General features: G+C 68.8%; 16 protein-coding genes. 7 read left to right on the forward strand and 9 right to left on the reverse strand.

Annotated features, from left to right (window positions below; all coding sequences use genetic code 11):
- The first annotated feature begins 162 nt into the window (after positions 1–162).
- On the forward strand, positions 163–1008 hold the full coding sequence (locus AB7878_RS07490) for an MlaA family lipoprotein (protein ID WP_369493757.1): 846 nt from the start codon (positions 163–165) through the stop codon (positions 1006–1008).
- Positions 1009–1079: 71 nt separating this feature from the next.
- Here the strand turns inward: AB7878_RS07490 and AB7878_RS07495 are convergent, their stop codons facing one another.
- The 7 genes from AB7878_RS07495 to AB7878_RS07525 form a co-directional block, all read right to left on the reverse strand.
- Positions 1080–1388, reverse strand: a complete 309-nt coding sequence (locus AB7878_RS07495; RefSeq protein WP_369493758.1) for an STAS domain-containing protein — start codon at positions 1386–1388, stop codon at positions 1080–1082.
- Positions 1378–2055, reverse strand: coding sequence for an MlaC/ttg2D family ABC transporter substrate-binding protein (locus tag AB7878_RS07500; RefSeq protein WP_369493759.1), 678 nt, complete (start codon positions 2053–2055; stop codon positions 1378–1380). The genes AB7878_RS07495 and AB7878_RS07500 overlap by 11 nt, the downstream gene beginning before the upstream one ends.
- Before the next feature lie 29 nt (positions 2056–2084).
- A complete protein-coding gene (mlaD, locus tag AB7878_RS07505; RefSeq protein WP_077484984.1) occupies positions 2085–2951 on the reverse strand; it encodes an outer membrane lipid asymmetry maintenance protein MlaD in 867 nt (288 codons plus the stop codon).
- Positions 2952–2987: 36 nt separating this feature from the next.
- Positions 2988–3761 carry a lipid asymmetry maintenance ABC transporter permease subunit MlaE gene (gene mlaE / locus AB7878_RS07510; RefSeq protein ID WP_369493760.1) on the reverse strand — a complete coding sequence of 258 codons (774 nt, stop codon included), beginning with the start codon at positions 3759–3761 and terminating at the stop codon, positions 2988–2990.
- Entirely contained in the window at positions 3758–4588 is an 831-nt protein-coding gene (locus tag AB7878_RS07515; protein WP_369493761.1) for an ABC transporter ATP-binding protein, read from the reverse strand. The genes mlaE and AB7878_RS07515 overlap by 4 nt, the downstream gene beginning before the upstream one ends.
- Positions 4589–4646: 58 nt before the next feature.
- Positions 4647–5270: a guanylate kinase gene (gene gmk, locus AB7878_RS07520; protein WP_369493762.1), complete on the reverse strand. Its 624-nt coding sequence runs from the start codon at positions 5268–5270 to the stop codon at positions 4647–4649.
- Positions 5271–5348: 78 nt separating this feature from the next.
- Positions 5349–6209, reverse strand: coding sequence for a YicC/YloC family endoribonuclease (locus AB7878_RS07525; protein WP_369493763.1), 861 nt, complete (start codon positions 6207–6209; stop codon positions 5349–5351).
- 71 nt (positions 6210–6280) lie between these two features.
- Here AB7878_RS07525 and rph point away from each other — a divergent pair, with 71 nt between their 5' ends.
- The 3 genes from rph to rdgB are packed head-to-tail and all read left to right on the forward strand — an operon-like array spanning position 6281 to position 8008.
- Positions 6281–7009, forward strand: a complete 729-nt coding sequence (gene rph, locus AB7878_RS07530; protein WP_369493764.1) for a ribonuclease PH — start codon at positions 6281–6283, stop codon at positions 7007–7009.
- Positions 7010–7031: 22 nt separating this feature from the next.
- Positions 7032–7421, forward strand: a complete 390-nt coding sequence (locus AB7878_RS07535; protein ID WP_369493765.1) for a VOC family protein — start codon at positions 7032–7034, stop codon at positions 7419–7421.
- Positions 7418–8008, forward strand: a complete 591-nt coding sequence (gene rdgB / locus AB7878_RS07540) for an RdgB/HAM1 family non-canonical purine NTP pyrophosphatase (protein WP_369493766.1) — start codon at positions 7418–7420, stop codon at positions 8006–8008. Before AB7878_RS07535 ends, rdgB begins: the two co-directional genes overlap by 4 nt.
- Here rdgB and AB7878_RS07545 read toward each other — a convergent pair.
- Together AB7878_RS07545 and AB7878_RS07550 are read right to left on the reverse strand one after the other, a co-directional pair.
- Entirely contained in the window at positions 7995–8456 is a 462-nt protein-coding gene (locus tag AB7878_RS07545; RefSeq protein ID WP_369493767.1) for a type II toxin-antitoxin system death-on-curing family toxin, read from the reverse strand. The two genes, rdgB and AB7878_RS07545, sit on opposite strands and share 14 nt — an antisense overlap.
- A gap of 3 nt (positions 8457–8459) precedes the next feature.
- Complete coding sequence (locus AB7878_RS07550; RefSeq protein ID WP_369493768.1) at positions 8460–8690, reverse strand: AbrB/MazE/SpoVT family DNA-binding domain-containing protein; 231 nt, start codon at positions 8688–8690, stop codon at positions 8460–8462.
- A gap of 63 nt (positions 8691–8753) precedes the next feature.
- Here AB7878_RS07550 and hemW point away from each other — a divergent pair, with 63 nt between their 5' ends.
- From hemW to AB7878_RS07565, 3 genes are all read left to right on the forward strand, one after another.
- Positions 8754–9935 carry a radical SAM family heme chaperone HemW gene (gene hemW, locus AB7878_RS07555; RefSeq protein ID WP_369493769.1) on the forward strand — a complete coding sequence of 394 codons (1182 nt, stop codon included), beginning with the start codon at positions 8754–8756 and terminating at the stop codon, positions 9933–9935.
- Positions 9936–10008: 73 nt separating this feature from the next.
- Positions 10009–12429: a DUF1631 family protein gene (locus AB7878_RS07560; protein ID WP_369493770.1), complete on the forward strand. Its 2421-nt coding sequence runs from the start codon at positions 10009–10011 to the stop codon at positions 12427–12429.
- Positions 12426–12755 carry a PilZ domain-containing protein gene (locus AB7878_RS07565; RefSeq protein ID WP_369493771.1) on the forward strand — a complete coding sequence of 110 codons (330 nt, stop codon included), beginning with the start codon at positions 12426–12428 and terminating at the stop codon, positions 12753–12755. The genes AB7878_RS07560 and AB7878_RS07565 overlap by 4 nt, the downstream gene beginning before the upstream one ends.
- The last annotated feature ends 46 nt before the right edge of the window (positions 12756–12801 follow it).

Below are 12801 nucleotides of genomic sequence, written 5' to 3' on the forward strand. Positions count from 1 at the left end.
AGCAGCCGGCGCTGGCCTGGCAATGCGAGTCGTGCGTACCATAAGCGGTTTTCGCCGCCGGCCCACGAAAGCAGGGCGAAACGCGTGCAGGATATAAAACCAGACAGTACACTATTGAAGCTCCAGCGTTTCCAGCCACGTCCCCATCCTGGCCGCAACCCCATGCCGACGCACTCCCTGCTTCATTCCTCCCTGCTGCGCCGCGGCCTCGCCCTGCTCGCCGTAGTGCTGCTGGCCGGCTGCGCGATCGCGCCGCCGCGCACCGACGACCCGCTGCAGAAGGTCAACCGCAAGGTCTATGCGTTCAACGACACGCTGGACAAGGCGGTGCTGCGCCCGGCTGCGGTGGGCTATCGCAAGGTGACCAACCCGCCGGTGCGGCGCTCGGTCAACAACTTCTTCACCAACATCGAGTTGCCGATCACGATCGCCAACAACCTGCTGCAGGCGCGGCCTTCCGAAGCGCTGGGTAACACCGGGCGTTTCCTGATCAACCTCACCGTCGGCGTGGGCGGCATCTTCGATCCGGCCACCAGGCTGGGCTTGCCGCTGGAGACCACCGACTTCGGCATCACCCTGGCGCGCTGGGGCGTACCCGAAGGCGACTTCCTGATGCTGCCCTTGCTCGGCCCCAGCACGGTGCGCGACGTCTGGCACTACCCGGTGGACGGCTACTTCTTCGACCCGTTGAGCCTGATCGCGAAGAACCAAGCCTTCAGCTACGGCCAGTACTACCTGCCGCAGGTGCTGTACGTGGTGTCGATGCGCTCGCAGCTGATCGACGCGGAAGGCTTCCTGCAGTCGGCCTACGACCCCTACGCCTTCCTGCGCGACGCCTACCGCCAGCGCCGTTTGTACAAGCTGTACGACGGCGACCCGCCGGCCGACGTGATCGAGAAGATGCAGGGCGTCGACCAGCCGGGCTTCGATCCCGACGAACTGCTGCAGCAGCAGAAGCAGTGGGAACAGCAGCACGCCACCTCGAAGCCCGCGCCGACGAAGAACTGAGCCGGCTGCACAGGTGGACACGAAAACGGGGCCAGCGGCCCCGTTTTCGTGTCCACGTCCGGTTGGCTGCCTCAGGCCGGTGCCAGCAAGGCTTCCACGCCGCTGACCCTGGCCAGCGTGCGCAATCCGTCCGGCACGTGCTGCAGGCTCAGCGCCTGGCCACGGCCACGCGCCTCGGCCAGCACGGCCAGCAGGCAGGCCAGCCCCGCGCTGTCGCAGCTGCTCACCCCGGCCAGGTCGAGCCTTGCGCGATCGCCCGGCCGCAAGGCCTCGTCCAGCGCCTGCAGCGCCGCGGCGGCGGTCGCGAAGCTCAGCGCACCGGACAGCACCAGCGTGCCCGGCGTGCCACGGTCCAGCCGCAACGCGGAATCAGCCGCCATGGGCCTTGCCGCCTTGCTGCTCCATCGCCTTCAGCGCCTGGTCGCCCTGGGTCTGCAGGTTCTTGATCAGCTGGTCGAGGCCGACCTTGCGGATCTCCGCATCGACCTGGTTGCGGTAGTTGGTGATGTAGGAAATGCCCTCGATCACCACGTCGTAGGCCTTCCACTCGCCGCTGGCGGTCTTGCGGAACGCGAAGTCCACCGACACCGTCTTGCCGTCGCCGGTGGCGACCTGGGTGCGCACCAGGCTGCGCTTGGCGTTGAGGTCGCCGGCAAACGGCAGCACCTTCACCGCACCATTGGTGTAGCTGAGCAGACCCTCGGCGTAGCGGTGGGTGATCGAGTTGTAGAACACCTTGGCGAACCGCGCGCGCTGGTCGGGCGTGGCCTCGCGGGCATGCTGGCCGAGCACCAGGATCGCCGCGTAGTCCACGTCGAAGTGCGGCAGGAACACCTGGTTGATGATGCCGACCAGCTTTTCCTTGTTCTGCTGCAGTTCGGCCTTGTGGCCGGCCACGGCGGTGTCGAGCTGGTGGGCGATCTCCTGCACCACCTGTTCCGGGGTCTGCTGGGCGGCGGCCTGTGGGGCTGCCTGCTGCGTGAAGGCCGGGGCAGCGAGCATGCCGCCGCAGGCCACGGCAATGGCGAAAGCCAGATGACGCATCATGCGAAAACTCCTGTGTGCGGGGAACCGGCTCAGTGCTTGCCGGCGGGGGTGGTGGACGAGCCGGCATCCTTTTTCGCGCCGTCGCCGGAACCGTTGACCAAGAACTTGCCGATCAGGTCTTCCAGCTGCATCGCCGACTGGGTCAGGATCATCTCGTCGCCGTTCTTCAGCATGTCCGGCGAACCGCCGGGCTGGATCGCAACGTACTGGCTGCCGATCAAACCGCTGGTGAACACCGCGGCGGCGGAATCGTCGGGGATCTGGTTGTAGCGATTGTCGATCGCCAGGGTCACCACGGCATCCAGCTTGGTCGGCTCGGCCTGCACGGACAGCACCCGGCCGATCGCCACGCCCGCCATCTTCACCGGCGAACCCGCCGACAGCGAACCCACGTTGCTGAAATGCGCGGTGACCTCGTAGCTGCCGCCGATCGCGTCGGCCGAACCGCCGGCGCCGAAGAACTTGCCGAGCATCTCCTCCAGTGGCTGGCTGGAACGGGTCAGGCCCAGCTTGCCGCCGGCGGCGACGTACTGCTTCGCGTGGCCGTACTCGATGCCCACGTACTGGTCGCCGAGCAGGCCGCTGGTGAAGATCGTCGCCACCGAATCCGCGGGGATCGTGGCGTACTGCTTGTCGATGGCCAGCTTCACGTCGGCCACCGACTTGCCCGGCTCCAACGCGATCGACTCGACCTGGCCCACGCGCACGCCGGCGATCTTCACCGGGGCGCGCTCCTTCAGCTGGCCGATGTTCTCGAACTGCGCATCCACCGTGTAGCTGGCGCCCTGGTGACGGTTCGCCACCGAGCTGGTCTGGGTGGCGAGATAGGCCAGCGCGGCGAAGCCGAGCACGATGAACAGGCCGGTGCCGACGGCATAGGATTTTCTCTGGCTCACGGCGACATCCTCAAAGAAATACGCTTGTTCATGGGGTCACATCAGGAAGGCGGTCAGCACGAAGTCCAGCGCCAGGATCGCGATGGACGAGGCGACCACGGTGCGAGTGGTGGCATAGGCCACGCCCTCGCTGGTGGGCGGCGCGGTATAGCCCTGGTACACCGCGATCAGCGCCACCACGGCGCCGAACGCCAGGCTCTTCCAGATCACGCCGTTGATGATGTCCTGCCACACGTCGACGGTGGCGGTCATGTTCGACCAGAACGTGCCGTTGTCGATGCCCAGCCAGGAGACGCCCACGAGATGACCGCCGAAGATGCCCAGCGCGCAGAACACGCAGCACAGCAGCGGCATCGCGATCAGCCCGGCGAGGAAGCGCGGCGCCACTACGTAGGCCAAGGGATCGACCGCCATCAGCTCCATCGCGGCGATCTGGTCGGTGGCGCGCATCAGGCCGATCTCGGCGGTGATCGCGGTGCCGGCGCGGCCGGCGAACAGCAGCGCGGTGACCACCGGCCCCAGCTCGCGGTAGATCGAGATCGCCACCACCGTGCCGGTGGCCGCGGTGCCGCCGAAGATCGACAGCACATGGTACAGCTGCAGCGACAGCACCATGCCCACGAACAGGCCGCAGACCATGATGATGGTGAGGCTCATCGCGCCCACGAACCACAACTGGCGCACCGTCTCGCGTGCATGGCGCAGGCTGCGCGGGATCGCCGCGAGGATCTGCAGCAGGAACAGGCCGCAATTGCCGATCTGGCCCAGCGACTGGGTCACGATGTTGTCGCGTCCGATGCGTGCGTTCATGCCTCACCTCGCGGAAAGCCCAGCGCCTCGGCGTAGTCGCCGGCCGGATACTGGAACGGCACCGGGCCGTCCGCCTCGCCACCGAAGAACTGCCGCGTCCACGGCGAGCCGTCGTCGGCGATGGTCTGCGGATCGCCCTGCGCCACCACCTTGCCGTTCGCGATCAGGTAGATGTGGTCGGCCACCTGCTTGATCGCGTCCAACTCGTGCGCCACCAGCACGCTGGTGATGCCCAGCGTCTGGTTGAGCGTGCGGATCAGCTTCAGCACCTGGTTCAGCGCGATCGGGTCCAGGCCCACGAACGGCTCGTCGTACAGGATCAGCATCGGGTCGAACACGATCGCGCGCGCCAGCGCCACGCGCCGCGCCATGCCGCCGGACAGCTCGCTCGGCTGCAGCGCCGCCGCACCGCGCAGGCCCACCGCCTGCAGCTTGGTCAGCACGATGTTGCGGATCAGCACTTCCGGCAGCTTCGTGTGCTGGCGCAGCGGGAAGGCCACGTTCTCGAACACGTCGAAATCGGTGAGCAGGGCCGAGTTCTGGAACAGGTAGCCGATCTTCTCGCGTAGCGCGTACAGCGCCTCGCGGCTCAGTTCCGGCACGTTCTTCGCGTCCACCAGGACCTGTCCCGCGTCGCCGCGCATCTGTCCGGTGATGTGCTTGAGCAGGGTGGTCTTGCCCGTGCCGCTGGGCCCCATGATCGCGGTGACCTTGCCGCGCGGGATGTCCATGTCCAGCGCGTCGAAGACCTTCTTGCCGTTGAGCACGGTAGTGAGGCCGCGGATGCGGATCAGCGTGTCGTCGGAGGGGGCGGCGGCGGCATTCATAGGCGGGCTACGTTAGCGGAGCGGCGATACAGCGCCAAGCCGGGGCGCGCGGCGGCATTCAGGCCAGCAGCTCGGCAATCAGCGTCTCGTGCCGCCGGCATTGCAGCGAACTGCGCAGGCGCACCGCACGCACGATGGCCTGCAGCTCGTCCAGCGCATCCTCGAAGCGGTCGTTGACGATGATGTAGTCGAACTCGTGGGCGTGGGCGATCTCACCGCGCGAATTGGCGAGGCGGCGCTCGATCACTTCCGGCGCATCCGAGCCGCGGCCGCGCAGGCGGCGCTCCAGCTCGGTGCGCGAGGGCGGCAGGATGAACACGCCGACGCAGTCGGGCTTGCCCTTGCGGATCTGTGCCGCGCCCTGCCAGTCGATCTCCAGCAGCACGTCGCGACCCTGCGCCAGCAGCGCCTGCACCTTGTCGCGCGAGGTGCCGTACAGGTTGCCGTGCACCTCGGCATGTTCGAGGAAGATGCCCTCGGCAGCTTCGCGTTCGAACTCCGCTCGTTCGACGAAGTAGTAGTGCCGCCCGTACTGCTCGCCCGGTCGCGGCGGCCGCGTGGTGTGCGACACCGACAGCGAGATCGCCGGCTCACGCTCCAAGAGCGCGTTGACCAGGGTGGACTTGCCCGCGCCCGAGGGGGCGGCGACGACAAACAGCGTGCCCTGAGCTTCAATTTTCATGAAAGCGCGCAGCACGTTCGCGCCCTCTCCCCGCCGGGGAGAGGGTTGGGGTGAGGGGTCGGGACTTGCCAGACACGCTCATTCAATGTTCTGCACCTGCTCGCGCATCTGCTCGATCAGCACCTTGAGCTCCACCGCGGCATTCGTGCTGCGCGCATCCACCGACTTGGAGCCCAGCGTGTTCGCCTCGCGGTTGAATTCCTGCATCAGGAAATCGAGGCGACGCCCCACCGGCTCCTTCAGGCCCAGCACGCGGCGCGTCTCGGTGATATGCGTGCTGAGGCGATCCAGTTCCTCGTCCACGTCGCTGCGGGTGATCTGCAGCACCAGCTCCTGCTCCAGTCGGCCGGGATCGGCAGGCTGCTTCAGGTCGGCCAGCCGAGCTTCCAGTCGGGTGCGCAGCGCGGCGCGGATCTCCGGCATCCACTCGCGCACCTGGGCCACGATGCGCTCGATCGCGTCCAGCCGCTCGCGCAGGATCCCGCCCAGCTTGGCGCCCTCGCGTTCGCGGGTGGCGGTGAGCGCGTCCAGCGCGCGGTCCAGCACCTCGAACAGCGCGGCCTGGCGTGCCTCGGGGTCGGCCGCGTCCTGCTGCAGCACGCCCGGGAAACGCAGCAACTCGGTGAACTGCACTTGCATGCCGGGGAATGCCGGGATCAACTGCAAGTTCAGCTTGGACAACTGATTCAGAAGCTCATTGTTGATTTGCAGCGATTCGCGTTGCGAATCGCTGGTGCTGCGCACGGTGACGTCCACCTTGCCGCGCGAGAGCCGCGCCGCGATGCGCTCGCGCAACTGGGATTCCAGGCTGCGCAGCTCGTCCGGCAGGCGCGGCGAGAGTTCCAGGTAACGGTGATTGACCGTACGCAACTCGCAGCTCAGCGTGCCGGCGGCGCCGCCGGTTTCGGCGGAGGCATAGGCGGTCATGCTGCGGATCATTGGCGGCCTGCGGTGGGCGGGAAAGGCCGCAATGGTAAACTTTCCCGCCCAGCCTTGCCCAATCGACCTCCATGAACCAGTCCGCACGCCCCAGCGGCCGCGCCAGCGACCAGTTGCGCGCCGTCGCCATCGAACGCCATTACACCCGCCACGCCGAAGGCTCGGTGCTGGTGAGCTTCGGCGACACCCGGGTGCTGTGCACCGCCAGCGTGGAGGACCGCGTGCCGCCGTGGCTGCGCGGCAAGGGCGAAGGCTGGGTCACCGCCGAATACGGCATGCTGCCGCGCGCCACCCACACTCGCATGCAGCGCGAAGCCGCGCGCGGCGGCCAGGGCGGCCGCACCATGGAGATCCAGCGCCTGATCGGCCGCAGCCTGCGCGCCTGCGTGAACCGGCAGGCGCTGGGCGAGCGCGTGATCACGCTGGATTGCGACGTGATCCAGGCCGACGGCGGCACCCGCACCGCGGCGATCACCGGCGCCTACGTGGCCCTGGTCGATGCGGTGAACGCGCTGATGCAACGCGAGAACCTCAAGCGCAACCCGATCATCGGCGCGGTGGCCGCGGTGTCCGTCGGCATCTACAAGGGCCAGCCCGTGCTCGACCTCGACTATGCCGAGGACTCCGACTGCGACACCGACATGAACGTGGTGATGAACGACGGTGGCGGCTTCATCGAGGTGCAGGGCACCGCCGAAGGCCATGCGTTCCGCCGCGACGAGATGGATGCACTGCTGGCGCTGGCCGAGAAGGGCATAGCCGAGCTGGTCGCCGCGCAGCACGCGGCGCTGACGACCTGACCGTCCACACGATCCCGCGCCCATGGCCCAATACATCGCCAGTTTCGCGCTCGTCGTGGCGGATTACGATGAGGCGATCGCGTATTACACGCAGGTACTCGGTTTCGAGTTGCGCGAGGATTCGCCGCTCGAAGACGGCAAGCGCTGGGTGCTCGTGGCCCCACCTGGCGCTGCAACCGGCATCCTGCTGGCCAAAGCGGCGAATGACGCCCAAAGCACGCGCATCGGCAACCAGACCGGCGGGCGCGTAGGGTTCTTCCTCCATACCGACGATTTCGACCATGACTTCGCCGCGATGAAAGCGCGCGGCGTGCGTTTTGCCGAAGCGCCGCGCCACGAAGATTACGGAACCGTTGCGGTCTTCGAGGATATCTACGGCAATCGCTGGGATCTGCTGGAACTGAAGCCATGAAACTGGTTCTCGCCAGCGGCAACCCCGGCAAGCTCAAGGAATTCAGTGCACTGCTCGCCGACAGCGGTTTCGAGGTCGTGCCGCAGGTCAGTCTCGGCGTGGACGACGCCGAGGAAACTGGGCTCAGCTTCGTCGAGAATGCCCTGCTCAAGGCCCGCCACGCCGCACGCGCCAGCGGCCTGCCCGCGTTGGCGGACGACTCCGGCCTGTGCGTGGACCATCTCGGCGGCGCGCCCGGCCTGTATTCCGCGCGCTACAGCGGCAACCATGGCGACGCCGCGGCCAACAACGCCAAGCTGCTGCGCGCACTGGAAGGCGTACCGGACGCGCAACGCAGCGCCTTCTTCATCTGCGTGCTGGTGCTGCTGCGCCACGCCGAGGACCCGGCGCCGCTGATCGCGGAGGGTCGCTGGCACGGTCACGTGCTGCACGCATCGCGCGGCATGCAGGGCTTCGGCTACGACCCGCTGTTCCTGCCGCAGGGCCAGACGCTTTCCGCCGCCGAACTCGATCCGGTGCTGAAGAACACGCTCAGCCACCGCGCGCTGGCGCTGGCCAGACTGCACGCCCTGCTCAGCGCGTCCTGACCGTCTTCGCCCGGCCCTTCGTCTTGCCTTGGTAATGCGCCGGCGCCTCGTGCACGTGTTGCGTGCGCAGGTGCTCGCGCAGCCAGGCGGCGAAGGCTTCCGCACTCAGGCGGCCGTCGGCGAGGGCGAGGAAGGTCTGGTACTTGTCCTCGGCATCGGCGGCCAGGCTCGCACCATTCAACGCAGGGAAGGTGCGGCACACGACGTAAGCCGTGCGCTTGTTGCCATCGACAAACGGATGATTGCGTGCCAAGCCATGTGCCAAGGCAGCAGCAAGGTCAGCCAGATCAGGTGCCGGCCCGGCGCAGGCCAGCATCTGTTGCGGCCGCGCCAGTGCGGATTCCAGCAAGCCATCGTCGCGCACGCCTTCCGCCCCACCATGCTCGGCCAACTGCCGATCATGGATGGCCAGCACCAGTGCGTGGTCGATCCAGGCAAACGCACCCATCACTCAGCTCGCGGCAAGCCGGCGCAGCACATCGCGATCCTCGCGCATGATGCCCTCCGCCACCTCCATCCTCGCCGCGAACTCCGGATCGAACGCGGCCAGCTTGATGCCGTCGGGCAGCTCGGTGACGTAGAGCGTGTCGCCCTTCTCCACCCGCAGGCGCGCCAGCAGCTCGCGCGGCAGCACCACGCCCGCTGAATTGCCGATGCTGGTGATCTTGAGCTTGGTGTTCATGGCGCACCCTCGTCGAAGTTATAACCAACGTTATTACAACAAGGGGCTCGTTACAATCGCTGGATGTCCCTCATCGCCCCGCCCCTGTCGCTCTACGTGCACATGCCCTGGTGCGTGAAGAAGTGCCCGTACTGCGACTTCAACTCGCACGGCCTGCGCAGTGCGCCGCCACCTTACGCGGAGTACGTGGAGCTGCTGCTGGCCGACCTGGACGCCGACCTCGCCGACTTCGGCGCGGCCGTCCGTGACCACGAGATCGTCAGCCGGCCTTTGATCAGCATTTTCTTCGGCGGCGGCACGCCCAGCCTGTTCGCACCGGAGCTGGTTGCGCGCTTCCTCGACGGCGCCCGCGCGCGGCTGCCGTTCGCCACCGATTGCGAGATCACGCTGGAGACGAATCCCGGCACGGTCGAGCACGGCCGCTTCGACGGCTATCTCGCCGCCGGCGTGAACCGGCTGTCCTTCGGCATCCAGAGCTTCGACGACGACAAGCTGCGCCGGCTCGGTCGCATCCACTCCGCCGCCGAGGCCGAGGCCGCGGTGAAATCGGCGCAGGATGCCGGCTACGCGAACCTCAACCTCGATCTGATGTATGCGTTGCCGGAGCAGACCCTGGACGGCGCGCTGGCCGACGTGGAACGCGCGGTCGCGCTCGCCCCCACGCACCTCTCGCACTACCAGCTCACGCTGGAACCGAACACCGCGTTCGCCGCCAACCCGCCGCCGCTGCCCGACGACGACCACGCCTGGGCAATGCAGGAAGCCTGCGAGGCGCGACTGGCCGACGCCGGTTACGGCCAGTACGAGATCTCCGCCTATGCGCAGCCGGGCCGGCGCTGCACGCACAACCTGAACTACTGGCAATTCGGCGACTACCTCGGCATCGGCGCCGGCGCCCATGGCAAGCTCAGCGACGCGACCGCCGGCAGCGTGCACCGGCGCTGGAAGACCCGCCACCCGCGCGCGTACATGGAAGCTGCCGCGGGACCCGCCCGCATCGGCGGCGACAACGTGGTGGGCGCCGACGAACTGCCGTTCGAGTACATGCTCAACGCGCTGCGCCTGGTCGACGGCGTGCCGCTGGCCGACTTCGCCGAGCGCACCGGCCTGCCGCCGGAACGCATCGCCGCGCCGCTGGCCGAAGGCCGTCGGCGCGGCTGGCTGACCGAGGATCTGCAGCGCCTGCAGACCACCGCGCTGGGCCAGCGCTTCCTCAACGACGTGATCGCAAGTTTTCTTGCCTGAGCAACGTCGCCGCCCATGGCGGCCCTGCGGCAACCAGCCTACACTTCGGCAGGGGAATCGACGGAAACGCGTCATGGATGCCGAGCATCTGCACCGATACTCGACCACCGCCGCAGGTGGCCGCGCACGCGGCCGCTGGCCCGCGCGCACGCAGCGCCTGCTCAACGTGATCGGCCCGCTGTGCGGGCAGTGGCTGGAACCGGCGCTGCAAGCCTGCCTGGACCGCTTCGACCACGAGCTGTACCTGCAGGCCGAACGCTCGCGCAGCCATCTCGAACAGCAGTACTGCTTCGACAGCCGTGCACAGCTGCAGCTGCAGCGCCCGGCTTTCATGCAAGCCTATGCCGACCACCTGCGCAAGGGTTTCGCGCAGCTGGGCGAGGTCGACGAGGGCGCGGACGAAGCGCTCGCGCATCAGCCGTTGAGCCTGCTCGAACGCGGCGAACACGAGTTGACCGCCACGCTGGACAAGCTCGCCGCGCGCGGCGAGGCACATCACGGCCCGGTGCTCACCGAACTCGCCTACCGCTTCGCCGTGCTGGTCGGCGCCGCGCCACTGGAGGGCACGGCGCTGCCAATCGCGCCGGCCGGTCTCACCGACGCCCTGCGCACCGCGATCGCCAGCCTGGATCTGCCGCTGGAACACCGGCTGCTGCTGTTGCAGAGTTTCGAGCAGACGGTGATCGCGGCGGCCGGCCCGCTCTACGAGATCGTCAACACGCAGTTGCGGGACGATGGCCTGTTGCCGCAGCTGCGTCCGTATGCGCCACCACGCGCCGCGCCTGCCGCGCGCGGCGCGCCCGCGAACGAGGCTCCGGCCACCGCCGCGACGACGCCCGAAACTGCCGCGACCGCCGGCGCACCGCAGGCGCCGATCACGGTGCTGGAAAACCTGCGCGACCTGCTCGCCCAGCGCCGTGTCGGCGTGAGCGGCACCGCGGCCACGGGGCGCGCGGCCACCGCCGATGAGCTGCAGACCGCGCTCGGCGCCCTGCAGCAGCACTTGGCCCAAGTCACCGACCAGGCCAGCCGCGAACTGCGCAGTGCCCAGCGCCTGCGCGACGAGCTGCTGCTGCAGCTCAACGCCGACAAGCCGCCCGGCGCCGTGCCGACCCGGCTCAGCGCCGAGCAGGACGACACGGTGGAACTGGTGGCGATGCTGTTCGAGCAGATCGGGCGGCAGCTGCACCACGGCCCGCACGCGCGTTCCCTGCTCGACGACCTGCAACTGCCGATGCTGCGCCTCGCCGTCACCGACCGCGACTTCTTCGAACAGCAGGAACACCCCGCGCGGCGCCTGCTCGGTGCCGTGGCCGAGGCCGCCGACGACTGGCTGGACGGCCCCGACGGCGAAGCCGACCAGCAGCTCACCTCGCGACTCAACCAGTTGGTCGAACGCGCGAGGCGCGAGCCGCCCAGCGCCGGCCTCTACACCAGCCTGCTGGCCGACATCGAGCACCACCTCGGCCAGCTGAGCCGCCGCGCCCAGGCCTCCGAACGCCGCCATGTCGAGGCGATGCAGGGCCGCGAAAAGCTGGACCTGGCGCGCCACCGCGCCGGCGAACTGCTGGCCGAACGCTTCAACGCCAGCCCGCCGCGCGGCCTGCTGCGTGCCTTGCTCGACCGCGCCTGGGCCGACGTGCTGGCGCTCACCCTGCTGCAGCACGGCGAGGACAGCCCCGCGGTCACCCAGCGCCTGCGCGTCACCGACCAGCTGCTGGGCCGCCTGCCGGTGGACGATGCCGACCTGCTGCGCCGCGAGGTGCAGGCCGGCCTGCAGCAGATCGGCATGCACGCCGAGGAAGCCGGCCAGGTAGCGCTGCGTCTGGTCGGCGAGGAAGCGGCCCCGCCCATGCCCGCCACCGTGGCGCCGCTGCCGGTGCCACCCGCGGAGGCGCCTGGAAGGATCGCACCTGCGCCCGCCGCCGCCAGGCCTCGCCCCCCCGCAGCGGCCGTTGCCGTTGCCCACGCCCCGGACGACCGTCCCGCCACGCCGGCGCCGGTCCCCGTGGTCGCCGCGAGCACCCCGCCACCCACGCCCGCCACGAAGCCAGCCGTCCACGACCTGCCCAGCGCCACCGACCTCGCGCTGCGCCTGAAGCAACGCCAGCGGCTGGGCGAATCGCAGCATGCGAAGGCAACGACAGCGACCACCATCCATGAGCCACCGCTGGGCCCGCAGGAGGCGCGCATCCACAACCGCCTGCGCCAGCTGCCCTACGGCAGCTGGTTCGAATTCACCGACCCGGCCTCGGGCGAAGTCACCCGGCGCAAGCTGGCCTGGTTCTCGCCGATCACCGGCAACAGCCTGTTCGTCACCCGGCGTGGCCAGCGCGGCGAGGAGCTGAACCTGCGCGAGCTGGCCCGCGCGATGGCCGCCGGCCAGGTGCGCGAGCTGCCGCCGCAACGCGATGGCCTTCTCGACCGCGCCTGGCACGCGCTCACCGGCAACCTGCGCACCACCGTCACGTCCGCGCCCGGAGCCCGCCCATGAGCACCCGCGAGCAACGCCGCGCGCCGCGCAAGCCGGTCGACGCCGGCATCGTGGCGATCGACACGATCGCCGAGCAACCGCTCGGCCACCTGTGCAACCTCTCCGCCAGCGGCCTGATGCTGATCGGCGGCCATGCGCCGCGCAGCGAAGGCATCTACCAGGTGCGCATGCCACTGCCGGACGCCGGCGGCAGCATCGAGCTCGGCCTGCAGGAACAGTGGCACGAGCCGGCCGCCAGCCCCGGCCAGTACTGGGCCGGCTACCGCATCATCGCGATTGGCAACGACCACGGCGAGTTGCTCGAACGGTGGCTGCGGCAAGGCTGAGCGCCACGCGGATCCGCCGGGACCGCCCGCCGCCGCGCGCTACACT

The sequence above is a fragment of the Rhodanobacter humi genome, from assembly GCF_041107455.1.
Taxonomy (GTDB): Bacteria; Pseudomonadota; Gammaproteobacteria; order Xanthomonadales; family Rhodanobacteraceae; genus Rhodanobacter_A.

Bases quoted from the DNA above. Each gene is read 5' to 3' on its own strand.
- AB7878_RS07490 (WP_369493757.1), top strand. From the start codon at position 163: ATGCCGACGCACTCCCTGCTTCATTCCTCCCTGCTGCGCCGCGGCCTC.
- AB7878_RS07495 (WP_369493758.1), bottom strand. From the start codon at position 1,388: ATGGCGGCTGATTCCGCGTTGCGGCTGGACCGTGGCACGCCGGGCACG.
- AB7878_RS07500 (WP_369493759.1), bottom strand. From the start codon at position 2,055: ATGATGCGTCATCTGGCTTTCGCCATTGCCGTGGCCTGCGGCGGCATG.
- mlaE (WP_369493760.1), bottom strand. From the start codon at position 3,761: ATGAACGCACGCATCGGACGCGACAACATCGTGACCCAGTCGCTGGGC.
- AB7878_RS07515 (WP_369493761.1), bottom strand. From the start codon at position 4,588: ATGAATGCCGCCGCCGCCCCCTCCGACGACACGCTGATCCGCATCCGC.
- gmk (WP_369493762.1), bottom strand. From the start codon at position 5,270: ATGAAAATTGAAGCTCAGGGCACGCTGTTTGTCGTCGCCGCCCCCTCG.
- AB7878_RS07525 (WP_369493763.1), bottom strand. From the start codon at position 6,209: ATGATCCGCAGCATGACCGCCTATGCCTCCGCCGAAACCGGCGGCGCC.
- rph (WP_369493764.1), top strand. From the start codon at position 6,281: ATGAACCAGTCCGCACGCCCCAGCGGCCGCGCCAGCGACCAGTTGCGC.
- AB7878_RS07535 (WP_369493765.1), top strand. From the start codon at position 7,032: ATGGCCCAATACATCGCCAGTTTCGCGCTCGTCGTGGCGGATTACGAT.
- rdgB (WP_369493766.1), top strand. From the start codon at position 7,418: ATGAAACTGGTTCTCGCCAGCGGCAACCCCGGCAAGCTCAAGGAATTC.
- AB7878_RS07545 (WP_369493767.1), bottom strand. From the start codon at position 8,456: ATGGGTGCGTTTGCCTGGATCGACCACGCACTGGTGCTGGCCATCCAT.
- AB7878_RS07550 (WP_369493768.1), bottom strand. From the start codon at position 8,690: ATGAACACCAAGCTCAAGATCACCAGCATCGGCAATTCAGCGGGCGTG.
- hemW (WP_369493769.1), top strand. From the start codon at position 8,754: ATGTCCCTCATCGCCCCGCCCCTGTCGCTCTACGTGCACATGCCCTGG.
- AB7878_RS07560 (WP_369493770.1), top strand. From the start codon at position 10,009: ATGGATGCCGAGCATCTGCACCGATACTCGACCACCGCCGCAGGTGGC.
- AB7878_RS07565 (WP_369493771.1), top strand. From the start codon at position 12,426: ATGAGCACCCGCGAGCAACGCCGCGCGCCGCGCAAGCCGGTCGACGCC.